Annotated in this window: 19 protein-coding genes; 7 read left to right on the top strand and 12 right to left on the bottom strand. The window is 73.8% G+C overall.

Annotation, left to right across the window (positions count from 1 at the left end):
- Positions 1 to 242: 242 nt before the first annotated feature.
- On the top strand, positions 243 to 1,196 hold the full coding sequence (locus Q8791_RS08760; protein ID WP_330091100.1) for an aldo/keto reductase: 954 nt from the start codon (positions 243 to 245) through the stop codon (positions 1,194 to 1,196).
- 83 nt (positions 1,197 to 1,279) lie between these two features.
- On the opposite strand, the gene Q8791_RS08755 is transcribed toward Q8791_RS08760, so the two are convergent.
- The gene (locus Q8791_RS08755; protein ID WP_330091099.1) at positions 1,280 to 3,556 is read right to left on the bottom strand and encodes an LLM class flavin-dependent oxidoreductase; all 2,277 of its coding nucleotides are present in this window, start codon (positions 3,554 to 3,556) and stop codon (positions 1,280 to 1,282) included.
- A gap of 96 nt (positions 3,557 to 3,652) precedes the next feature.
- Here Q8791_RS08755 and Q8791_RS08750 point away from each other — a divergent pair, with 96 nt between their 5' ends.
- Both Q8791_RS08750 and Q8791_RS08745 read left to right on the top strand, forming a co-directional pair.
- Entirely contained in the window at positions 3,653 to 4,219 is a 567-nt protein-coding gene (locus Q8791_RS08750) for a MarR family winged helix-turn-helix transcriptional regulator (RefSeq protein ID WP_330091098.1), read from the top strand.
- A 137-nt stretch (positions 4,220 to 4,356) separates the two neighbouring features.
- Positions 4,357 to 6,285 (top strand): helix-hairpin-helix domain-containing protein, encoded by a 1,929-nt coding sequence (locus Q8791_RS08745; protein WP_330091097.1) that lies wholly within the window; start codon positions 4,357 to 4,359, stop codon positions 6,283 to 6,285.
- A gap of 76 nt (positions 6,286 to 6,361) precedes the next feature.
- Here Q8791_RS08745 and Q8791_RS08740 read toward each other — a convergent pair whose 3' ends face one another.
- The 6 genes from Q8791_RS08740 to Q8791_RS08715 all read right to left on the bottom strand — a co-directional run bounded on the left by Q8791_RS08740 (position 6,362) and on the right by Q8791_RS08715 (position 12,405).
- Complete coding sequence (locus tag Q8791_RS08740) at positions 6,362 to 6,988, bottom strand: TetR/AcrR family transcriptional regulator (RefSeq protein WP_330091096.1); 627 nt, start codon at positions 6,986 to 6,988, stop codon at positions 6,362 to 6,364.
- Between the two features lie 116 nt (positions 6,989 to 7,104).
- Positions 7,105 to 7,866: an SDR family NAD(P)-dependent oxidoreductase gene (locus Q8791_RS08735; RefSeq protein ID WP_330091095.1), complete on the bottom strand. Its 762-nt coding sequence runs from the start codon at positions 7,864 to 7,866 to the stop codon at positions 7,105 to 7,107.
- A 191-nt stretch (positions 7,867 to 8,057) separates the two neighbouring features.
- Positions 8,058 to 8,822 carry an enoyl-ACP reductase FabI gene (fabI, locus tag Q8791_RS08730; protein WP_330091094.1) on the bottom strand — a complete coding sequence of 255 codons (765 nt, stop codon included), beginning with the start codon at positions 8,820 to 8,822 and terminating at the stop codon, positions 8,058 to 8,060.
- A gap of 87 nt (positions 8,823 to 8,909) precedes the next feature.
- Positions 8,910 to 9,614, bottom strand: coding sequence for a beta-ketoacyl-ACP reductase (locus Q8791_RS08725; RefSeq protein ID WP_330091093.1), 705 nt, complete (start codon positions 9,612 to 9,614; stop codon positions 8,910 to 8,912).
- Between the two features lie 647 nt (positions 9,615 to 10,261).
- Entirely contained in the window at positions 10,262 to 10,921 is a 660-nt protein-coding gene (locus tag Q8791_RS08720; RefSeq protein ID WP_330091092.1) for a response regulator transcription factor, read from the bottom strand.
- Between the two features lie 182 nt (positions 10,922 to 11,103).
- The gene (locus Q8791_RS08715; protein ID WP_330091091.1) at positions 11,104 to 12,405 is read right to left on the bottom strand and encodes a sensor histidine kinase; all 1,302 of its coding nucleotides are present in this window, start codon (positions 12,403 to 12,405) and stop codon (positions 11,104 to 11,106) included.
- Between the two features lie 364 nt (positions 12,406 to 12,769).
- On the opposite strand from Q8791_RS08715, the gene Q8791_RS08710 reads away from it, so the two are divergent.
- The 3 genes from Q8791_RS08710 to Q8791_RS08700 all read left to right on the top strand — a co-directional run bounded on the left by Q8791_RS08710 (position 12,770) and on the right by Q8791_RS08700 (position 18,066).
- Positions 12,770 to 13,537 carry an ABC transporter ATP-binding protein gene (locus Q8791_RS08710; protein ID WP_330091090.1) on the top strand — a complete coding sequence of 256 codons (768 nt, stop codon included), beginning with the start codon at positions 12,770 to 12,772 and terminating at the stop codon, positions 13,535 to 13,537.
- 3 nt (positions 13,538 to 13,540) lie between these two features.
- Complete coding sequence (locus tag Q8791_RS08705) at positions 13,541 to 16,351, top strand: FtsX-like permease family protein (protein ID WP_330091089.1); 2,811 nt, start codon at positions 13,541 to 13,543, stop codon at positions 16,349 to 16,351.
- A 95-nt stretch (positions 16,352 to 16,446) separates the two neighbouring features.
- Complete coding sequence (locus Q8791_RS08700) at positions 16,447 to 18,066, top strand: MFS transporter (RefSeq protein WP_330091088.1); 1,620 nt, start codon at positions 16,447 to 16,449, stop codon at positions 18,064 to 18,066.
- Between the two features lie 105 nt (positions 18,067 to 18,171).
- Here Q8791_RS08700 and Q8791_RS08695 read toward each other — a convergent pair whose 3' ends face one another.
- The 5 genes from Q8791_RS08695 to Q8791_RS08675 form a co-directional block, all read right to left on the bottom strand.
- The gene (locus tag Q8791_RS08695; protein WP_330091087.1) at positions 18,172 to 18,474 is read right to left on the bottom strand and encodes a hypothetical protein; all 303 of its coding nucleotides are present in this window, start codon (positions 18,472 to 18,474) and stop codon (positions 18,172 to 18,174) included.
- Positions 18,471 to 18,740: a hypothetical protein gene (locus Q8791_RS08690; RefSeq protein ID WP_330091086.1), complete on the bottom strand. Its 270-nt coding sequence runs from the start codon at positions 18,738 to 18,740 to the stop codon at positions 18,471 to 18,473. Before Q8791_RS08690 ends, Q8791_RS08695 begins: the two co-directional genes overlap by 4 nt.
- Positions 18,741 to 18,814: 74 nt before the next feature.
- The gene (locus Q8791_RS08685; RefSeq protein ID WP_330091085.1) at positions 18,815 to 19,630 is read right to left on the bottom strand and encodes a polyprenol monophosphomannose synthase; all 816 of its coding nucleotides are present in this window, start codon (positions 19,628 to 19,630) and stop codon (positions 18,815 to 18,817) included.
- A 145-nt stretch (positions 19,631 to 19,775) separates the two neighbouring features.
- Positions 19,776 to 20,582 carry a DeoR/GlpR family DNA-binding transcription regulator gene (locus Q8791_RS08680; protein ID WP_330091084.1) on the bottom strand — a complete coding sequence of 269 codons (807 nt, stop codon included), beginning with the start codon at positions 20,580 to 20,582 and terminating at the stop codon, positions 19,776 to 19,778.
- A 49-nt stretch (positions 20,583 to 20,631) separates the two neighbouring features.
- Positions 20,632 to 20,766, bottom strand: a complete 135-nt coding sequence (locus tag Q8791_RS08675; RefSeq protein ID WP_330091083.1) for a hypothetical protein — start codon at positions 20,764 to 20,766, stop codon at positions 20,632 to 20,634.
- A 94-nt stretch (positions 20,767 to 20,860) separates the two neighbouring features.
- On the opposite strand from Q8791_RS08675, the gene Q8791_RS08670 reads away from it, so the two are divergent.
- Positions 20,861 to 21,640 carry a 4'-phosphopantetheinyl transferase family protein gene (locus Q8791_RS08670; protein ID WP_330091130.1) on the top strand — a complete coding sequence of 260 codons (780 nt, stop codon included), beginning with the start codon at positions 20,861 to 20,863 and terminating at the stop codon, positions 21,638 to 21,640.
- The last annotated feature ends 7 nt before the right edge of the window (positions 21,641 to 21,647 follow it).

Below are 21,647 nucleotides of genomic sequence, written 5' to 3'. Positions count from 1 at the left end.
CGGTTTCGGACTTTCGTGAAGGTCCGGCGTCAGGGGGCGCCGGAGCACTGCTGGGGAAAGGCCCGGCCGGGAAGCGCGTGCGCGGAGGGGGCGGGCGGTGCCGCCCGAGGGACGGAAGGGTTCGGTCCCCGCCGTGTTCGCGCCGCGGTCGTGGCGAACGTCGCCGGTCCGGGTTGCGCTGAGACTACGCGGCAAGGGTGTACTCGGGGCCGACTCCGGATGAACACGGTACTCTCCGCCGCATGGAACAGCGACAGGTGGGCCGATCAGGGCTCTGGGTGTCCCGTACCGCCCTCGGGACGATGACCTGGGGCCAGGACACCTCCGAGGAGGAGGCCGGGCAGCAGCTCACCGCGTTCGTCGACGCGGGCGGCACGCTCGTGGACACCGCCGACATCTACACGGGCGGCCAGAGCGAGCGCATCCTGGGGCGGCTGCTGGGCGCGGCCGTGCGCCGGGACGACGTGGTGGTGGCCACCAAGACCGGTCACACCCCCGAGGGGTACCGGCCGGTGGACGCCTCCAGGCGGCACCTGCTGGCCTCCCTGGACGCCTCGCTGCGACGGCTGCAGACCGACTACGTCGACCTGTGGCAGCTCCACGTGTTCGACCCGGCCACCCCTCCGGAGGAGTCCCTGGCCGCGATGGAGACCGCGGTGGCGGCTGGGAAGGCCCGGTACGTGGGCGCGGGGAACCTGGAGGCCTGGCAGTTCGCCACCATGGCCACCTGGCAGAGGGCGCAGCCGGGGCGCGTGCCGCTGGTGAGTGTGGGGGCCGAGTACTCCCTGCTCAACCGGGGGGCCGACCGGGGGCTGCGGCCCGCGGCGGCCGCCGCGGGCGCCCACCTGATCGCGTGGTCGCCGCTGGGTCGGGGGGTGCTCAGCGCCAAGTACCGCAACGGGACGCCGCCGGACTCGCGGGCGGCGTTCCCGCACATGGCGCCGTACGTGGAGCCGTACATGGACGACCGCAGCCGCCGCGTCGTGGAGTCGGTGTGCACGGCCGCCGAGGGGTTGGGCGTGCCTCCGCTGGCGGTCGCGTTGAGCTGGGCGCGCGACCAGGAGGGCGTGGCCGCGGCGGTCGTCGGCCCGCGTACCCTCTCCCAGTTGGAGGAGGTCCTGGGGGTGGAGGGTGTGGAGCTGCCCCCCAAGATCCGCGACGCCCTCGACGACGCCACGGCGCGTTCCGAGCGCTGACCCCCCGGTCGGCGGGTTCCCCCCCTGGGGCCGGCCCCGGTCTGCGGGTTCCCCACGGGGGGCTGCCCCGCCCGCCCCCCGGGTCAGCCGCCGTTCGCGGGTGTGATCGGGAAGTTCTTGTCGAACAGGTTCTCCGGGTCGTACTGCGCCTTGAGCGCGCGCAGCCTGCCGAGGGCGGGCTCGGGGAAGGCCTGTGAGAGGACACCGGGTCCGGTCCTGGTGTCGAAGCTGAGGTACATCCCGTCCAGGTGCTCCTCCAGGGCCGCCCAGTGCCCGTCCATGCGCGGAACCCGCGCCCCGGACGACATCGCGGCCAGGCAGAAGTTCTGGGACCGGTGGGCGTAGGCGGTGGCGTCGGCGGGGAGGTCGTTGACCGCTCCGCCGACCTGCCGGAGCTGCATGAAGTAGACGTCGCCGGAGGCGAGCATCTCCCCCATCCCGTGGGCCAGCTCGGGGGTGACGTGTGTCAGCAGCCCAGATCTCGCCTCGGGCAGCCCGTGGCCCTGGTGCGGTCCGTCGTCGAAGGGCACGATCGCCGGGTAGGGCGCGACCTGGGCGCGCTGGTCGAGCACCGGTCCCGCCTGGAGGAACGGTTCGAGGGCCCGCACCGCCAGGTCGGTGTCGTCCCCGGCGTAGACCACCATGGCCTGCGCGACGGGCCCGCCGCTCCCGCGGCCGGGGCCGGTGGTGAGGAAGGCGGTGACCTCGCGGGGCGCGGCCTCGGCGATCTCGCCCCACGCCCGGAGGAACCCGGCGGTGTCGCTCGCGTCGTAGGCGAACTGCCCGAGCACGACGTCGCCGACCGGGGCCGCCGTGGCCTCGACCGCGGTGAGGACCCCGAAGTTGGCGCCCGCGCCGCGCATCGCCCAGAACAGGTCGGGGTGGTGGTCGGCGTCGGCGCGCACGAGGGCGCCGTCGGCGGTGACGACCTCGACGGCGGTGACGTTGTCGATGGTCAGGCCGTGGGCACGGGCCAGGTAGCCGAGTCCGCCGGTGGTGGCGAGGCCGCCGACCCCGACGCCCCCGTGGTCGCCGGAGCTGAGTGCGAGGCCGTGGGGGGCCAGGGCGGCGGCGACGGCTCCCCAGCGGGCTCCGGCGCCGAGCCGTACCCGGCCGGCGCCGGCGTCCAGGACGCGGACCTCGTTCATCCGGGACAGGTCGACGACGACGCCCCCGTCGCCGGTGGAGCGGCCGCTGATGCCGTGTCCGCCGCTGCGGACGTGGAGGTCGGCGTCCTGGGCCCGCGCGTAGGCGAGGGCTTCGGCCACCTCCCGGGCGTCGTCCGGCCGCAGGACCAGTCCGGGGCGGCCGTGCTGCATGTAGCCGTGGCGGACCCCGGCGTAGCCCTTGTCGCCCGGCTCGACGGCGTGGGCGCGCAGGGTGTCGGGGACGGCGTCGTAGTCGATGCCGGGGCGGCGTGCCGCCAGGGCGGCGACGGGGCGGACCGGTCCCGTGGGGGTGCCCGCGTCGGCGCGCTCGGCGGCGACGGCCTCCCGCAGGGCGGGGGCGACCTCGGCTCCGAGGGTCTGGATGGTGCGGGGGGCGTCGGAGGCGGCGATGAACGTGGAGAAGCCGTGTTCGAGGACGAACGGCAGGAGTTCCTCCACCCACTGCTCGGGCGGGCCCTGGAGGAAGCCGCGGTTGGTGGGCAGGAAGGCGTGCTGGGGCAGGTTGAGCATCCGGCGGATCTGGCGGGGGTCGCGTCCGGCGGCCTCGGCGGCCTCGTCGATGGTCCGGTGGGACGCGGCCATGTCCTCGGGGCGGAGGTAGCCGAGGCTGGGCAGCCAGCCGTCTGCCTTGGCGCCGACCAGTCGGAGCATGCGGGGTTTGTAGGCGCCGAGGTGGATGCCGATGTCGTGGGCGGGGGCGGGCCCGCGCTTCATGCCCCGGACGGTGTGGTGCTCGCCGTCGAGGCGGACTCCGCCGCGGGCGTCGGTGTCCCAGACGGCCCGGATGATGTCGATGCCCTCGCTGAGCGCGTCGACGGACTGGGGCGGGGTGAGGCGGGCCGCGCCCATGGCCTCGATGCCGTCCCAGAACGCACCGGCGCCGAGACCGAGCTCGAAGCGGCCGTGGGAGAGCAGGTCGAGGCTGGCCGCGGAGCGGGCCAGCATCGCGGGCCCGCGCAGGGGCAGGTTGAGGACGTTGCCGGACACCTTGATGCGGGTGGTGCGGGCCGCGACCCAGGTGAGCAGGGTCCAGGTGTCGAGGAACCCGGGGTTGTAGGGGTGGTCCTGGTAGGTGACCAGGTCCAGGCCCGCCTTCTCGGTGAGTTCGGCCAGCGTGGCGGACCGGTCGGGGTCCTGCGCCGCGGGCGTGACGAACGTGCCGAACTCCAGCGCGTGTCCGTAGTCGGGCATGGGAGCTTCTCCTCGGGGGCCAAAACTAGTTTGTCCAACAAATGATGTTGGCAACAACTTATCTTAGTCACCACGTATTCCTGGTAGTCTCGGACCATGACGACCACCACTCCGGACGGCGTAGCGGACACGACCCTGGGGTGGTCCCTGGCCGTGGTGCTGCGCCGCTGGCACGAGCTCACGGAGTCCTCGCTCACCGACATCCCGCACGGCAGCCGGGGCTACCACGTGCTCACCGCCGCCGTGCAGGCCGAGCCGCCCACGCAGGCGGCCCTGGCCGAGCGCCTGCTGATCGACCGCAGCGTGATGACCTACCTGCTCGACGACCTGGAGTCGGCCGGCCTGGTGCGCCGCCGGGTCGACCCCGGCGACCGGCGGGTCCGCCGCGTGTGCGCCACGGAGCGCGGACGCGAGGTACTGGCCGGCGCCCGCACCCGGGTGGACCACGTCGAGGAGCGGGTGCTGGCCGGGATGGACGAGCCGTCCCGCGCCCTGTTCCGCGCGAGCGCCCTGCGTGCGGCGACCGCCATCCAGGAGTCCTCCCCCACCACCGACCCGTGCGCCGCGGTGCGCGAGGTCGCGGGCGCCGAGCCCGGGCCGGCGAGCGGCGGCGCCGGGGCACACGGCGGCCGCGGGGGCGGACGCGCACGGCGCGGTGCCTGACCCTCCGCCGGACCACGTACCGCGCCCCCGTCCGCACACCGACAGCCCCCCGGCAGGTCGGCGCGGGACCGGAACGTCGTCGCGAGTCGATAGGCTCCCAGAGTCCACGAACCGCGTGACGAGGGGAACCACCCGAGGTGTCCGAGGCTGTCGAACAGGTCAACGCCGTCCTTGACCGGATGGGCGCCCCCGGCGCCCTGGCGCCCCGGCTGCTGGCCGCGCTGGGGCCGAACGCCGCCGCGGACCTGGACGCGAACCCCTGGCTGCTGCTGCGCCTCTCGCAGGTGACCGTGGAACAGGCCGACTTCTGCGCGCGCAGGCACCTGGGCGGGGCCGCACGCCCCGACGACCCCCGCCGCCTGGCGGCGTTGACCGCCCACGTGCTGCGGCTGTCCGCGCGCCGAGGGAACACGGTCGTGGAGGAGAAGCGGCTCGCGACGGCGGTCGGCAAGCTGGGGGTGGCCGCCCCCGCGGCGGCCCTGGAGGCGGCCGAGGCCGACGGGAGCGCCGTGGTGCTGGAGAGCACCGACGAGCCCGACACCGACTTCGACTTCGAGGAGGGCGGGGTCCCGGAGGTTCCCGAGGACTCCGACCGCTACTACGCGGCAGCGGACGTGGGCCGCGCCGAACAGCGCCTGGGCGAGGAGCTGTTGCGGCTGATCAGCGGCAACGACCCCATCATGGACACGACGACCGCCGGGGAGACGGTGGAGGCCGCCGCAGTGCGGGGCGGGTTCGCGATCTCCGACAGCACCCGCGAGGCCGTGGTCACCGCGGCCCTTCGCCCGGTCACGGTGCTGAGCCACGGGCCCGGCGACGCCGGGGAGATCGCGCGGGCGCTGCTGTGCCTGCACAAGATCGCCACCGAAAGCCAGGTGGGGATCACCGTGGCGGCGCCCACCGCGCAAGCCGCGGCGGCACTGGACTCCGAGATCGCGCGGATCCGCGGGGCGGACCCCGGCCCCGGGGACGGCGCCGAGGAGAAGGACACCGCCGGCGAGGAGAACGCCCCGGCGGACCCCGGCCCCTCCGAGACCCCCGGGGCGGACGCGACCGCGGAGACGGACGAGCCCGCGGACCCCGGTGCGCCAGGGGACGCGGCGGGCGAGAACCCCGGGGACGCCGCCGGGGAGCAGGCCTCCGTGGCCGCCCCCCTGCGGGTCCTCTCCCTGGCCGCCCTGACGGACAGGGCCCCGCTGACCACCGGCCTGGTCGTGCTGTACGAGGCGATGTCGGTGGGCGTGGCCCGCGCCGCCGAGCTGGCCGCCGCGTGCCCGGACGGCGCCCACCTGGTGCTCGTCGCCGACCCGAACCAGGCCCCGTCCGGCGCGCCCGGACAGGTGGTGCTCGACGTCGCCAACTCGCGGACCGCCCACGTGGCCGCGATCGCCGACACCGGCACGCCCGGGCCTCTCGCGGAGCTCGCGTCCGCGGTGGCCGACGGCGGGGTCCCCGACGTCGAGGCCCCGGGGCGCGAGGTCGTGCGGGTTCCGGCCTCCTCCGCCGAGGAGGCCGCCCATCGGGTGGTACAGCTCGTGACCGACTCGATTCCGCGAGCACTGGGCATCGGGCCTGAGGACGTCCAGGTGGTGGCCGCCCGCGAGGACGGACCGGCGGGGACGCGCTCGCTCAACGCCGCATGCAAGGCGCGGTTGAACCCCGGGCCGGGCGCTCACGGCGGCTTCGACGTCGGCGACCGCGTGGTGCTGGCGGCGCGGGGGGCCGGCTTCGGCCCCGGCGACACCGGTTACCTGCGCGAGGTCGGCGGGGGCGCCGTGGTGGAGCTCGCCGGAGGCGCCCGCGTCGAGGTCGCCGACCCCGCGGCGCTGCGCCACGGCTGGGCGGTGACGGTGGCCGCCGGGCACGGCGGCCTCTGGCCCGCCGTGGTGGCGGTGTTCCCGCCCGAGGCGCCCGTGTCGCGCCCGCAGGTGTACACGGCGCTGACGCGGGCGACGCGGCACGTGTCGGTCGTGGACGCCACCGCGGGAGCGCTGGAGACGGGTGTGCGGGACAACGCCGCCCTGGAGCGCACGACCCTGCTCGTCCGGATCCTCCGCGAGGGGTAGGCGGCCGGGGCCGGCCTTCCCGGGGCGGCGTCCCTGCCGACCGGCTGTCCTCAGCCGTCCCGTCGCGTGGGGGCCGTCAGCGGGCGTACTGGCGGCACTCGCCCGTGAAGACGGCGGCGAGTTCGGCCCTCAGCACGGCCTCGGCCAGGTCGGCGGCGCCCGGAGCGCCCCTGTGCACCCGGGTGGCCAGGCCCTCCGTGACGGCGCCCAGACGGGCAGCCGCCGCGTCGGCGTCCAGGTCGGGCCCGACCTCTCCGCACTCGACGCCGTTGCCCACGGCGCGGACGAGTTCGGCGTGCATCGCGGCGGCGGCGCGGGCGTCCACCTCGGCCAGGGCGGGGTTGTCCAGCGCCCGGCCGGCGAAGGTCCGGGTGACGCGGTACTCCGCACGGCGGGGCCCGTCCAGCGGCAGGTGCTCGGAGAGCGCCGCGTGCAGGATCTCGGCGATGGACCGCTCGTGCCGGGCCCCCGTCCGGACGATGTCCGCGACGCGGGCGGCGGCGTCGGCGCTGACCCGCTCGAACGCGTGGAGCAGCATGTCGTCCTTGGACGGGAAGTAGTGCTGCACCAGTCCGACCGAGATCCCGGCGCGGGCCGCGGTCCGCGCCACGGTGACGGCGCCGAGGCCGCTGTCGGCGATCAGCTCGCACACGGCTCCGGTGATCTGTGCGCGCCTGTGGGCGTGGTCTGCGGTTCTGGGCACCGGAAAACCGTACCAGAATACGACGATAAACGTATTCTCATACGGCCATGGTGGGGCGGTCGTGCGGAGCCGCGCGGACGCGGTCCCGCACGGCCGCCGCCACGTGCAGGACCGGGTCAGACCTGGTCGAGGAACCCTCCGTCGACCACCAGGTTCTGGCCGGTGACGTACGCCGCCGCCGGGCTGGCGAGGAAGACCACCGAACGGGCGACCTCCTCGGGGCGGCCGAGCCGCCCGTAGGGGATGCGTTCGCGGATGCCCTCGTAGAACTCGGGGTCGCTCTCGCGCCGGCGCTCCCACCCTCCGCCCGGGAACTCGGTGGGGCCGGGCGAGACGGCGTTGACCCGCACACCGTCCGGCGCCCACGCTCGGGCCAGCGAGGACGCGTGGTGGTTGAGTGCCGCCTTGACGGCGCCGTAGGACCGCGGCCCGGCGGGCGTGGTGGTGTGCAGCGCGGAGGTGGTGGAGACCAGCACGACGGAGCCGCCGCGCTCGGAGGCGAAGAGGTGGGGCCTGGCCGACTCGGTCAGCCGCACGAACGGCATCAGGTCCGCGTTGAACCCCCGCTCCCACTGGTCCGCGGTGGCGGCGCTGCCGCCGGACACGTTGGACACCAGCACGTCCAGCCCGCCGAGCGCCGTGGCCGCCTCGTCGACGAACGACGGCAGCGCGTCGTGGTCCGTGACGTCCAGGTCGCGGGAGAACACCTTCGCGCCCGTCTCGCAGAGCTCCCTGGCCGCCCTGGCGAGGGGCTCGGGGCTGCGGGCGCAGACGGCGAGGTCCGCGCCCTCCTCGGCGAACGCCTGGGCGATGGCGCGGCCGATCCCCCTGCTCGCTCCGGTCACGATCACCCGTGCCCCTGACAGTCCCAGATCCATACGTCCGTACCCTTCGACGCACTCGCACTTCTCAGGATTTAGCGGCCGTCCACCAGGGTCACACGAGACGCACCGGGCGCACGGATGCACACGCCGCGACCGGCCCCGCAACGGCTCGCGGCCGGGTCCCCCTCGGGGTACCCGGCCGCGTCAACCTACCGCACGGACGTGCGGCCCCCCGGTGTCCGGGGTCAGGCTCCGGTGGAGTGGAAGCCGCCGTCGACGTGGACGATCTCGCCGGTCGTCGCCGGGAACCAGTCGGACAGCAGCGCCACGACCGCCTTCGCGGCGGGCTCCGGGTCGCTGATGTCCCAGCCCAGCGGGGCGCGCTCCGGCCAGTTCGAGGCCAGCTCGGTGAACCCGGGGATGCTGCGCGCGGCCATCGTGCTCAGCGGGCCGGCGGAGACCAGGTTGACCCGGATGTCCTGGTCGCCGAGGTAGCGGGCCAGGTAGCGCGCGGTGGAGGTGAGCGCGGACTTCGCGACGCCCATCCAGTCGTAGGTGGGGTAGGACACGCTGTTGTCGAAGTCGAGGGCGACGACCGAGCCGCCGTCGCCCATCAGCGGCACCAGCGAGGTGGTCAGGGACTTCAGGGAGAACGTGGACGTGTGCATGGCGGTGGCCACGTCCGACCACTCGGTGTTGAGGAAGTTGCCGCCCAGGGCGTCCTGCGGGGTGAACCCGATGGAGTGGACGATGCCGTCGAGGCCGTCCACGTGCTCGCCGACGCGGGCCGCGAGGGTGCCGAGCTGCTCGTCGTCGGTGACGTCGAGCTCCAGGACCGGGGGCGTCTCGGGCAGGCGCTTGGCGATGCGCTCCACCAGGCTCATCCGGCCGTAGCCGGTGAGCACGACCGTGGCGCCCTGCTCCTGGGCGATGCGCGCCACGTGGAAGGCGATGGAGGAGTCGGTGAGCACCCCGGTGACGAGGATGCGCTTACCTTCGAGGATTCCCATGGTTCGGGTGGTCCGTCCTGTCTTGCTGTCGCGGAAGGGTGGTCCGACCGCTGCGGGCCGGGGGAGGGCTGGTGGCCGGGGACCGGCTCAGTGCCCCATGCCCAGGCCGCCGTCGACGGGGATGACGGCGCCGGTGATGTACTCCCCGCCCGGTCCGGCGAGGAAGCCCACGGCCCTGGCGATGTCGTCGGTGGAGCCGATGCGCCCCAGCGGGACGTTCTTCTTGATCTCCGCCTGGCGGTCCTCGCTCAGGGCCGCGGTCATGTCGGTCCCGACGAAGCCGGGCGCGACGACGTTGACCGTGATGTTGCGCGAACCGAGCTCGCGGGCGAGGGAGCGGCCGAAACCGACCAGGCCGGCCTTGGACGCGGCGTAGTTGGCCTGTCCGCCGGAGCCCATGAGGCCCACCACCGAGGAGATCAGGATGATGCGGCCGGAGCGCTTGCGCATCATGCCGCGCACCGCGCGCTTGGTGACGCGGAACGAGCCGGTGAGGTTGGTGTCCAGGACGGACGAGAAGTCGTCCTCGCTCATCAGGGCGAGAAGCTGGTCCTTGGTGATCCCGGCGTTGGCGACGAGCACCTCGACGGGCCCCTGGACCTCCTCGACCTCCTTGAAGGCGGCGTCCACCTGGGCGGAGTCGGTGATGTCGCAGCGGACGCCGAGCAGGCCCTCCGGCGGCTCGCCGGAACGGTAGGTCACCGCGACGGCGTCTCCACCCGCGGCCAGCTCACGAGCGATGGCCAGGCCGATTCCGCGATTGCCGCCGGTGACCAGTACCGAGCGCGACATAGGGGCTCCTCTTCTCCTGCGGCTGCTGTGATCAGCCACGACGTGATGTTCCGGGGGTGGGATCGCATTGCAGCGTACCGAGCTACCGGCGGGTAGACGCAACCGAGGCGGAGAACGGCATCCCGCCGCATACCTCACCGAACCGGACGGGCTCCCGCAACCCGGGCCCCGCACGGCGCCCGCCCCGTACCGCGGTGCCGGGCGCGGGGCATCCGCGCCGAGCAGGGAGTTCGGCGCCCGCGCCCGTGGGCCGCGGGGGCCGTCGCCGCGTCGGGGAGCGGGCCGGCACGCCGCGCCCCTCCCGCGCGGAGCCGCGAACCCTCCCGCCCCGCAGGGCCCGCGGCGGCCCCCGGCCCCGGATCCGCCGTCCGGTGTGGTGAAGGACATAGGCGCGGGGAGGAGGCACAGGGCGGTGACGGCGCCCCGGCCCGGAACGGCGTCGCGTGAGGCGGGGACCGCTCCTAGGCCGCGTTCCGCGGATCATTCCGGGCTCGCGTCCCCCGGGCTGCCTCTCGCCGCACCGACTGCGCTTGGACAGCCAACCCCGGGCTGAACTGCGCTACCCGTCTTGCGAGAGATGGCCTGGAAGCCGCTCGCGTCGATCGGCGCAAGCGCCGAGTCAACCGAAAGCGTCCACAGAACACGACCTAGGCCCAGCCCGCGTCGTGGGCGAGAATGGCGGCCTGCACCCGGTTGGACATGCCCATCTTGGCCAGGATGCGGCTGACGTGGGCCTTGACCGTGGCCTCCCGCATCCCCAGGTCGCGGCCGGCCTCGGCGTTGGACATGCCCTGGGCGATCGCCACGAGCACCGCCCGCTCCCGCTCGCTCAGCACCGACAGGCGGCGGGCCGCCTCCGCCCGTCCCGCGGCCGAGTCGGCCGGCGCGGGCGACGCGAAGCGTTCGAGCATGCGCTTCGTGACGCTGGGGGCGAGCATGGCGTGGCCCTCGTGCACGGTGCGCACCGCGGCGATGAGGTCGCGCGGCGGCGTGTCCTTGAGCAGGAAGCCCACCGCCCCCGCCCGCAGGGCGCTGTGCACGTACTCGTCCAGGTCGAAGGTGGTCAGCAGGACCACGCGGGGCGGTTCGGGCAGCGCCGTGAGGCGGCCTGCCGCGGTGATCCCGTCGGTGCCGGGCATGCGGATGTCCAGCAGCACCACGTCCGGGCGGAGCTCCTCCGCCAGGCGTACGGCCTCCTCCCCGTCTCCCCCCTCCCCCACGACCTCGATGTCGGGCGCGGAGTCCAGGATCATCCTCAGCCCGGACCTGACCAGGAGTTCGTCATCGACCAGGAGCGTGCGGATCACCGTGCGGGCCCTCTCGTGTTCACGTGCGAAGACAACAACGACTGCTACTGCGGCGGCGACCGCCGTCGGCCCCGGGACCGAGGCCCCGGACCAGTTCCCGGGCCCCCGCGGGCCCCGGAACCCCACCGGTGCGCACACCGCCGGGGAGCGGTCGCCGGACGGGCGGACGTCCTCCACGACGGTCAGGCCCCGTCCTCGGCCTGGCGGGCGTCCTCCCCGACCGGTCGGCCCTCGTCCTCGGAAGGTCTGCCGTCGGTTCGCAAGATAGCGCGCAGGCGCCATCCCCCGTCGGGGCACACCCCGGCACTGAGGCTGCCCCCGGCCAGCACCACGCGTTCGTGGAGGCCGGTCAGCCCGAACCCGCTCTGCGGCATGGGGACCGACGGCGCGGGCACGGGCTCGTTGGCGACCTCCACCTCCACCTGGTGGAGGCCGTGGTGCAGGCGCACGGTGACCTCCGCGCCGGGTGCGTGCTTGGCCGCGTTGGTCAGCCCCTCCTGGATGATCCGGTAGGCGGTGCGCTCGACGCCCGACGCCAGGGGGCGCGCCTGGCCGGTCTCCTCCCGGCGGATGACCATCCCCGCCGTGTTCCACTCCCCGACCAGCCGGTCCAGGTCCGCGAGGACGGGCTGGGGCGCCGTGGGCGCGGCGGCGGTCGTCTCGTCGCGCAGCACTCCGAGGATGCCGCGCAGCTCGGACAGCGCCTCCCGGCCCGTGGTGCGGATCAGCCCCGCGGCCTCCACCGTCCGGGAGTCCTCCGAGGACACCTCCAGCCCGCCCGCGTGCAGCACCATGAGGCTGACCCTGTGGGCGACCACGTCGTGCATCTCCCGCGCGATACGGGTGCGCTCGGTCGTGAGGGCCTGCTCGGCCATCAGGTGCTGTTCGCGTTCGAGGCGTTCGGCCCGCTCGTGGAGGCGGTCGATGAGCTGGCGCCTGGTCCCGATCCACAGGCCCGCCGTGACCGGGACGACGAGGAAGAACACCACGGCGATCACGTACGTGAGGCCGTTGGTCCCGTATCCCCCGCCGGCCGCCAGGCACAGCAGGCCGAACCACGCGGCGACGAGCCTGCGGTCGTTGGAGTAGACCGCGTACGAGTAGATGGCGATCGAGGCCGGGACGAAGTTGCCGAAGCCCGCCAGGAGGACGACCGCGATCAGGAGCAGCCACTTGGGCCGGGTGCGGCGGAACAGTATGGCGGCGGCCGCCACGAAGGCCGGGACCACGGAGAAGAGGACGGCGAAGCCGAGCAGCGCGATCATCGCGCTCACGGACCCGGAGCGAGAGAGGGCGGCGGATCCGGCGTCGAGCGCACCGCTGAAGACGCCGTTGACGCCCACCTGGAGAAGCAGGCTCAGCGGCAGGGTCCCCAGCGCGTAGAGCCAGTCGGCGATGCGGAGCCTGCGGTCCCACCACCACTGCCAGTTGTTCCTCCACCGGGCGCCGACGGACCGCCCCCTGTCGTTGACCCAGGTCCTCATGGTGCGGATTCTACGGGCGGCCACCGCCGGTCCCCCGCGTCCGACGGCCGTCCCACCACGCCGCCCCGGCCACCCAACTTTCGCGTCATCGCAGTTCAGGACCACCATTCCAGCCGATCGACACGGAAGGTGACGAATCCACCCCCGACGAAAGTCGGCGGGTCGGCCAGACGAAGGAGTCCCGAACCCGGCGCGCACCCCTCCTTCGGCCGACCCCGGGATCGGCCCAGCGGTGGACGCCCGGGCGATCCCCGCGGGCCTAGCGTTGTGGTGTGCCGGGCCGGACGAGAGGTCCCCCGGCGGGCAACACCGATCAACCACTCCCCGCACATCCGTCGTCCCACCTTCTCTGGAGCTGTCTGTCGTGACCGAGTCCACTGTGAAAACCGTCCCCCCGGTCGCCTCACCACCGGTCGTGGTCGCGCGGGGCCTCACCAAGACCTACGACACCGGCGACAGCAAGGTCCACGCCCTGGCCGGGGTCGACGTGGAGTTCCACCGGGGCGCGTTCACCGCGATCATGGGCCCCTCCGGCTCCGGCAAGTCCACGCTGATGCACTGCCTGGCCGGGCTGGACGTGGCGACGTCCGGCACCGTGCACCTGGGCCGCACCCAGATCACCGGTCTGCGCGACGCCGAGCTGACCCTGCTGCGCCGCGACCGGATCGGGTTCATCTTCCAGTCGTTCAACCTGCTGCCGATGCTCACGGCCGAGCAGAACATCCTGCTGCCCTCCCAGATCGCCAAGCGCGCGGTCGACAAGGAGCGCTTCGAACACATCATCGACGTGGTCGGCCTGCGCGACCGGCTCCACCACCTGCCCGCGAAGCTCTCCGGCGGACAGCAGCAGCGCGTGGCCGTCGCCCGTGCCCTGCTCAACGCCCCCGAGGTGGTCTACGCCGACGAGCCCACCGGCAACCTGGACTCGCGTTCGGGCGCGGAGGTCCTGGCCTTCCTGCGCGGCTCGGCCCGCGACCTGCACCAGACCATCGTCATGGTCACCCACGACCCCGTCGCGGCCTCCTACGCCGACCGCGTGGTGTTCCTCCGCGACGGCCGACTGGTGGACGAGGTCGTCGAGCCCACCGCCGAACTGGTCTCCGCGCGGCTGCTGAAGCTGGAAGAGGTCTGATCCATGCTGCGCACCACACTCGCCGGGCTGCGGATGCACAAGTCCCGGTACGTCACCACGGTGATGGCCATCCTGCTCGGCGTCATGTTCGTCTCCGGCACGATGGTGTTCGCCGACACGCTGAACGCCAACTACGAGAAGTCCGTCATGGGCTCCGCGACCAGTGTCGACGCGATCGCGGTCCCCACCGCCGAGGAGCCGACGGACCCGGCGGAGCCCTCGGAGCCGGAACCGCTGACCGACGCCCAGCTGGACGGTGTCCGGGCCCTGCCCGAGGTGGCCGGGGCCGACGGCATCGTCAGCGGACAGGCCGTGCTCCTGGACCGTGACGGCCGCGCGTTCGGCTTCATGCCGCCCGCCGCCATCTCCATCGGGGAGCCCAGCCGCTTCTCCGCGGCCGAGGGCGAGCTGCCCGGGGGCCCCGACGAGCTGGCCCTGGCCAGTTCCACCGCCGAGCAGGCCGGCTTCGAGGTCGGCGACACGGTGACGGTGCTCGACCCCGCGCAGGAGGAGCGCGAGTTCACCGTGACCGGCCTGGTCGACTTCGGCGTGGACCCGGGCTACAGCCTCGGCGGCGCGCTCGTCTTCGCCCCCGACACCGTCGGGGAGATGACCGGCGCCACCGGCTACACCGAGATCGACGTGCTCGCCTCGGAGGGCCACACCGACGAGCAGGCGGCCGAGGCCGTCGCGGCCCTGCTGGGCGACCGCGCGGACGTGCGGACGGGTGAGGCCTTCGGCCTGGAGATGGCCGAGTCCGCCGGCGGCGACACCGCGATGATGCGGACCGCCCTGCTGCTGTTCGCGTTCATCGCCATGTTCGTGGCGGGAATCGTCATCTACAACACCTTCGCCATCCTCATCGCCCAGCGTCAGCGGGAGATGGCCCTCCTGCGCTGCGTCGGTGCCAAGCGCGGCCAGGTGTTCCGGTCCGTCCTGCTGGAGTCGGTGGCGGTGGGGCTGATCGCCTCCGCCCTCGGCGTCCTGGCGGGCGTCGGCATCGGCATGGCCGGTGCGGCGTTCGGCGGCCCGCTGCTGGGCATGGGCGGTTCGGTCCCCGTGGTGATCACGCCCCTCGCCGTGATCGTGGGCCTGGCGGTCGGCACCGTGGTGACCGTCTGCTCCGCCCTGGTCCCGGCCACGCACGCCACCCGGGTCCCGCCGCTGGCCGCGCTGCGCACCAGCGCGACCGCGGGCGGCCTGGAGAAGGGCACAGGCTGGGTGCGCGTCGTGTTCGGCCTGCTGACCTTCCTCGTCTCGGCCGCGCTGGTGGCCCTGACGCAGGTGTCCGGCCCGAACCAGATGGGACCGGTCATCGTGACGGCGGCCGCCCTGATCGCCTTCGTGGGCGTGGTGGTGCTGGGCCCGCTTCTGGTGCGCGGCATCGTCCGCCTGGTCGGCGTCCCGCTGCGCAGGGTCGGCGTGCCGAGCATGCTGGCGGTGGACAACTCCACCCGCAGCCCGCGCAGGGCTGCCACCGCGATGATCGCCTTGACGGTGGGCGCCACGCTCATCACCGGCTACTCGGTGGTCAGCGCCTCCCTGGAGTCCACCATGACCCGAATGCTCGACGAGCAGTTCCCGGTGGACTACCAGGTCAGCGCGCAATACTCGATGGACGGCGCCTCCGGCGGCGACACCGCCGCCGAGGAAGCCCCCGCGGAGGACGGCTCCTCCGAGGACGGGCCCGGCGCCGAGGAGCCGGCCGGGGACGGGACCGAGGGGGCGGACGGCGCCCCCGCAGAGGGTACCGTGGGCCCCCTTCCCGAAGACGCCCAGGACACGGAGCCGGGCGAGGGCGGCGCGGTCGACGCCGCAGCCGACGACACCGGAGCCGGGGAGGGCTCCCCGGAGGAGGGCGCCGACACGTCCGCGTCCGACGGGACCGGCATGCCCCTCGTGCCCACCGAGGTCGAGCACGCCCTCGCGGAGAGCCCTCTCCTGGACAAGGTGATCGCCCAGCGCCGCGGGAGCATCGAGGACCACGAGGCCGCAGCGTCGGGCTCGCTCCCCGTCAGCACCTACGACGGCGCCGAGCTCGGCGTCGACCTCACCGGCGAGACCGTCGAGGGCGAGATCTCCGGTTTCGGTCCCGGCGAGGTGCTGGTCTCCGAGGGGTTCGCCGACGGCCTGGGCGTGGGCGACACCCTCACCCTGCCGTCCCCGGACGGCGAGGTCGACCTGGAGATCGCCGCGGTCCTGGCCGACGCCCAGACCCTGTGGGGCGCGGTCGTCTCCCCGGAGGACTTCGCCACGCTGTTCCCCGACACCACCGGCAGCGAGATGGTCTACGTCCGCGCGGTCGAGGGCGCCGACGCCTCCGAGGTGCGCGACGCCGTCTACACCGCGGTGGAGGACCACCCGACCATGCAGGTCATGTCGGTGGCCGAGATGAAGAACCAGTTCTCGGACATGATGGACATCGCCTTCTACACCATCGCGGCGATGCTGGGCCTGGCGATCGTCATCGCGGTGTTCGGCATCTCCAACACCATGGCGCTGTCGGTGCTGGAGCGCACCCGCGAGTCCGCGCTGCTGCGGGCCCTGGGCCTGGGCAAGGGGCAGCTGCGCCGGATGCTGGGCGTCGAGGCCGTCCTGCTGTGCCTGATCGGCGCAGGGATCGGCATCGTCCTGGGCGTGGTGTTCGGCTGGGCGGCGGGCGCGGCGACCCTGCCCGACATGGTGCTCACCGTTCCGGCCGGACAGATCGCGGTGTTCATCGCCGTGGCCGTGCTCGCGGGCCTGCTGGCGTCGGTGCTGCCCGCCCGCCGGGCCGCGGGGGCCTCCATCACCGGGGCTCTCGCCAGCGAGTAAGGCCAGGTCACATCCTGCACAACTCGGGGACAAGAGACGCGGACCCCCGCCTTGCGGCGGGGGTCCGCGCCGTACGGTGGCTGAGGGGGTGTGCTGTGAGTGGATCTGCTTCGGTACCGGTGGCGGCGGGAGGGGTGGCCTGGGGAACACCGGCCGCCCGGTGGATGCTGACCGCCACCGTGCTCGGCTCGGGGATGGCGTTCCTGGACTCGACGGTGGTGACGGTGGCGCTGCCCGCCATCCAGGACGACCTCCACACGGGGCTGTCCGGGTTGCAGTGGATCGTCAACGGCTACATGGTGACGCTCTCCGCGCTGATCCTGCTCAGCGGCTCCCTGTCCGACCGGTTCGGCAGGGTCCGGCTGTTCATGGCGGGCGTGGCCGTGTTCGCCCTGGCGTCGGCGCTGTGCACGTTCGCGCCGACTCTGGAGTGGCTGATCGCGGGGCGCGTGGTGCAGGGGCTGGGCGGCGCCCTGCTGACCCCGGGGAGCCTGGCGATCCTCCAGGCGGGGTTCCGTGAACAGGACCGCGCCCGGGCGATCGGCGCGTGGTCGGGCCTGACCGGTGTGGCCTCCGCGGTGGGGCCGTTCGTGGGCGGCTGGCTGGTGCAGATCGGCGACTGGCGGCTCATCTTCCTCATCAACCTGCCGATGGCGGTGGCGGTGCTGGCGATCGCCTGGTTCAAGGTGCCGGAGTCGCTCGACGTCCGGGCGCCCCGGCGCCTGGACTACCCGGGGGCGCTGCTGGGTGTCGTGGCGCTGGGCGGGATCACGTACGCGCTCATCCAGTGGGGCGCGGTGGGCGGCACGCCGGCCGTGTGGACCGGTGTGGTGATCGGTGTGCTGGCCCTGGGCGCGTTCCTGGCCGTGGAGGCGCGCACGCCCAACCCCATGCTGCCCCTGGGGATCTTCTCCTCCACGGCGTTCAGCGTGACGAACACGGCGACGGTGCTGATCTACGGTTCCCTGGGGCCTCTCCTCTTCCTGCTGGTCATCTACCTCCAGGAGGTCGGCGGCTACTCCCCGGTCGCGGCGGGTGCGGCGTCGCTGCCGATCACGGTCCTGATGCTCGCCCTGTCGGCCCGGTCGGGCAAGCTCGCGGCCCGGATCGGCCCGCGCACCCAGCTGGTGGCGGGGCCGCTGCTGCTGGCCGCGGGTTTCGTGCTGCTGTCCCGTCTGGGCGAGGACGCGCCCTACCTGACGGGGGTGCTCCCCGGGGTCCTCCTGGTGGCGATGGGCCTGTCGACGACGGTGGCGCCGTTGACGGCGACGGTCCTGGCGTCGGTCACCGAACGGCACGCGGGCCTGGCGTCGGGGGTGAACAACACGTTCGCGCGCAGCGCCCAGCTCATCGGTGTCGCCGCGGTGCCCGTCGTGGCGGGGATCGGCGGTTCCGGCGGACAGGGGTCGGGAGGGGGCACCACATCGACGGAGATCGCCCAGGGGTTCGGTCCGGCGATGCTGATCCTGGCGGGGTTGTGCGTCCTGGCGGCACTGTGCGCGCTGGCGCTGCCCCGCGGGCGGATGCCGGAGGCCTCCGAGGCCGCGGAGCGCGGTGCGATGCCCGCGGAGGCCAGTGCCGTGGCGCCGCGCGTCGACGACCAGCCGTTGCGGTTCTGCGGTGTGTCGGGGCCGCCGTTGCGCTCGTGCCCGGGGTCGACCGCGGGGGAGATCTCCGACCACCCCGGACAGTCTCCGGGGGCGCCCCCCGCCTGAGGGGCGCGGGACCCGGATCGGGGTCACGGCCTCGGCGCGCGCCACGTCCGGCGGACGGTCGGTCCGCGAGGCCCCTGTGTCGGGGCGCTCCGGCGCGTCACGGGGTCAGGTGTCGGAACCGGGCCTCGCGTCGGGGTCGCCGTCGGTGTCGGCCTCGGGTTCGGAGACCACGCTGAGGGCCTCCTCCTCGGCGCTGCGGTCCCCGCCCCACCGCTGGCGGGGGACGGCGTCGCGCCGTTCGGCCCGCACCTCGTCGGTGATGCCCCAGTCGCCGGGGCTGTCGCTCTCCCGGAAGGTGTGGTTGACGTCGTCCGCGAAGGGCTCGATCGTCATCTCGCGCTCGGCGACCTCGCTGGCCTGCGGATCGTCACCCATGTCGAGGTCGACTTCGTAGGGCTGGTCGCTCACGGCAACCGCCTCCCGTCCTCGTCGACCTCGCTCAGGGCCTCGTCCTCGGCCGGGGGCTCGTCCGGCTGCCAGTCCTCGGTCGGCAGGCGGCTCGGACGCTCCTCCCGGACCTCCTCGTCGATGCCGATCTCGCCCCGGCTGTCGTCGTCCTCGAAGGAGTAGTCGCGGACCTCGTCGCCCGCGTCCATACGACTCTCGGCCTCGGCGATCTCGCTCTCCTGGGGGTCGTCCCCCATGTCGGAGTCGACTTCGTAGGGCTCGCTCACGATGCCTCTCCCTTCTCTGTCGTCCCTCGATGATCGCAGTTCGCCCCGGGGATGGGAAGGAAGGCGGGCCGCGGCTAGCGGCGGGACCGCTCCGCGCGGCGCAGGCGCAGCGGTCGCAGAGCCGCCTCGAGGGCGACGGCGCCGTCGAGCTTGCTCTGACCGGCGACGCGGTCCTCGAAGTGGATGGGGATCTCCATCATCTTCTGTCCGCGCCGGTAGGCCCGGTAGTGCATCTCCACCTGGAAGGCGTACCCGGTGCTCTCGATGCCGGGCAGGTCCAGGGCGCGCAGCGCCGACGCCCGCCAGATCTTGAATCCGGCGGTGACGTCGCGGACGGGGATGGACAGCACGGCCTTGACGTAGGTGTTGGCCCACCCGCTGAGGAGTCGGCGGCCCGTCCCCCACTGCTCGGACAGGCTCCCCCCCGGCACGTAGCGGCTGCCGATGACCACGCCGGCGTTGGTGGAGTGCAGGGTGCCCAGGAGCTGCGGGACGTAGCCCACGGGATGGCTGAGGTCGGCGTCCATCTGCACGACGTAGTCGGCGCCGTCCTCCAGGGCCCGGGTCATGCCCTCCACGTAGGCGCGGCCGAGGCCGTCCTTGGTGGTGCGGTGCAGGACGCTGATCCGCCCGGCGTGCTCGATGGCGAGCTTGTCCGCGATCTCGCCGGTGCCGTCCGGGGAGTTGTCGTCCACGACCACGACCCGCAGGGCCGGCAGGTCCAGGCTCATGAGCTGCCCGACCAGGACGGGGAGGTTGCCCGCCTCGTCGTAGGTGGGGACGACGACCGTCAGGCGCGAGGCCGCCCAGGGCTCGGGGAGGGCCACCGGCTCGGGGGTGACGCGCACCGGTTCGGACGGGACCTGTTGGGGCGTCGGCTGGGAGGGCATGCGCGGCGACTCCTGCGTGTGGGCGGCGGTCGGACGTGGGGACGGCTCGGAGGCGGGCCCGGGATCACGATCGGGCGCTCACCGCGCAAGGCGCGTGAACGGTAGGGTACGCGGTCCCGGCGACCGGTCGAAGCGGGGGCGCATACTACTGGCCCCGCTCGTCGGCGACCACGGCGACGTGGACGAGCGCACCCAGTTCCTCCAGGGTCATCAGCACCTCGGGGTCGGCGCTGCTGTCGGTGACCAGGTGGGCGATCTCCTCCGGGGCGACGGTGGGCACCATGGTGTCGGCGCCGATCTTGGTGTGGTCGGCCAGGACGATGGTCTCCTCCGCACAGGCCGCCAGCGCCCGGTCCACACTGGCCACCGCGGGGTTGGGGGTGCTCAGCCCGCGGTCGGCGCTGACCCCGTTACCGGAGAGGAAGGCCCGGTTGACGCGGAGCCCCGCCAGGCTCTCCTCAGCCGCGGCCCCGACCAGGGCCCGTATCGGCCCGTGGAGGGTGCCCCCTGTCACCACCACCTCGACCCCCGTGGCGTCGGCGAGGACGTCGGCGACGCGCAGGGAGTTGGTGACCACGGTCAGGTCGCTGCGCGTGAGGAGCGCGCGGGCGAAGGCCTCCGCGGTGCTGCCGGGACCGATGCTGACGGCGTCGCCGGGGCGGACCAGCCGTGCGGCGGCGCCCGCGATGGCGGCCTTCTCGGCGGCGCACTGGCCGCTCTTGCCGGAGTAGCTCTGCTCGTGGCCGATCCGGCCGGGCAGGGCGACCCCGCCGCGCCGCCGGTCGACGACCCCCTCGGCCTCCAGCGCCCGCACGTCGCGGCGGATGGTGACCTCCGAGGCGCGGACCTTCACGGCGATGTCGCGCAGGGACATGGTGCCGTGGGCGCGCACGAGTTCGAGAATGCGCTCCCGGCGCTCGGCGGCGAACGCCGGACGGCTTTCCTCGGCCATGTGACCCACCTTCACCCGTGCCCTCGCACGGGCGTGGTCCCGCACCGCTCTAGAGTACGGACCGGTCCCGGCCGACGGGGTGGTCCGGCCCGGGCTTCTCCGTCAGGAGGGTGATGATGATGACCGCCGTCAGCGCGACCAGACCGATGAGCGCTCCCGCTCCGAACAACACGACGACAGACATTCGGGCCTCCCAGGGGACGGGCTGACCTGCCAATAACCGAATTCCCGGTTTGGGTTGACCTCACACCACCCAACCCGGGGAAAGTCAGGTGACAATGAGGAGCATGACGTTCGACCCAGCGCCCCCGGCCTACGAGGTCTGGTGGGCCCACACCTCCACCGCCGACGACCGCCTGCTCCGCCTGCTGGACGAGGACGAGCGCGCCCGCAACGTCCGCTTCCGCCACCAGGCCGACCGCGACCGGCACCTCCTGGGCCGTTCGATGGCCCGCCTGGTGCTGGCGGACCGGGCGGGGTGCCCTCCCGAGAAGGTCACCTTCGACCTGCGCTGCCGCTCCTGCGAGGAGAAGGAACGCACCGGGGCCAGCCCCGGGGACGACGCCCCGCACGGCAAGCCGCACCCCTCCGGCCCCGCCCAGGGCTGGGAGATCTCCGTCAGCCACTCGGGTGAGTGGGTCGTGCTCGCCGTGGCCGAGGGCGTCCCCGTCGGGGTCGACGTCGAGCGGGTCGCGGAGGCCCGCGACCTGGAGGGGCTGGCGGGGTACACGCTGGCCGCGCCCGAACACGTGGTCTGGGAGCGCCTCGCGCCCGCCGACCGGGTCGGCGCCTTCTTCCGGTACTGGGCACGCAAGGAGGCCCTCCTCAAGGCGACCGGGCTGGGCCTGTCGGGCGGGCTGCGCAGGGTCCTGGTGAGCCCGCCCCACGACGACGCGGCCCTGGTCTCGTGGGAGGGCGGCGGCGGCCCGGAGACCGCGGCCCTGACCGACCTGGCGTGCGCCGAGGGGTACCGGTCGGCGCTGGCGGCGCTGGCGCCGGGCCCCCTGGAGCCGGTGGTGCGCACCCCCGGGGACACGGACGGGCTGCTCCGCCACTGACACCGCA

Origin of the sequence: Nocardiopsis codii (assembly GCF_036327455.1) — a bacterium.
Lineage (GTDB): Bacteria > Actinomycetota > Actinomycetes > Streptosporangiales > Streptosporangiaceae > Nocardiopsis > Nocardiopsis codii.
This window is presented reverse-complemented; position numbering and strand designations above follow the sequence as displayed.

Bases quoted from the DNA above. Each gene is read 5' to 3' on its own strand.
- Q8791_RS08755 (WP_330091099.1), bottom strand. From the start codon at position 3,556: ATGCCCGACTACGGACACGCGCTGGAGTTCGGCACGTTCGTCACGCCC.
- Q8791_RS08680 (WP_330091084.1), bottom strand. From the start codon at position 20,582: ATGGCCGAGGAAAGCCGTCCGGCGTTCGCCGCCGAGCGCCGGGAGCGC.
- Q8791_RS08725 (WP_330091093.1), bottom strand. From the start codon at position 9,614: ATGTCGCGCTCGGTACTGGTCACCGGCGGCAATCGCGGAATCGGCCTG.
- Q8791_RS08760 (WP_330091100.1), top strand. From the start codon at position 243: ATGGAACAGCGACAGGTGGGCCGATCAGGGCTCTGGGTGTCCCGTACC.
- Q8791_RS08685 (WP_330091085.1), bottom strand. From the start codon at position 19,630: ATGCCCTCCCAGCCGACGCCCCAACAGGTCCCGTCCGAACCGGTGCGC.
- Q8791_RS08670 (WP_330091130.1), top strand. From the start codon at position 20,861: ATGAGGAGCATGACGTTCGACCCAGCGCCCCCGGCCTACGAGGTCTGG.
- Q8791_RS08750 (WP_330091098.1), top strand. From the start codon at position 3,653: ATGACGACCACCACTCCGGACGGCGTAGCGGACACGACCCTGGGGTGG.
- fabI (WP_330091094.1), bottom strand. From the start codon at position 8,822: ATGGGAATCCTCGAAGGTAAGCGCATCCTCGTCACCGGGGTGCTCACC.
- Q8791_RS08715 (WP_330091091.1), bottom strand. From the start codon at position 12,405: ATGAGGACCTGGGTCAACGACAGGGGGCGGTCCGTCGGCGCCCGGTGG.
- Q8791_RS08705 (WP_330091089.1), top strand. From the start codon at position 13,541: ATGCTGCGCACCACACTCGCCGGGCTGCGGATGCACAAGTCCCGGTAC.
- Q8791_RS08675 (WP_330091083.1), bottom strand. From the start codon at position 20,766: ATGTCTGTCGTCGTGTTGTTCGGAGCGGGAGCGCTCATCGGTCTGGTC.
- Q8791_RS08735 (WP_330091095.1), bottom strand. From the start codon at position 7,866: ATGGATCTGGGACTGTCAGGGGCACGGGTGATCGTGACCGGAGCGAGC.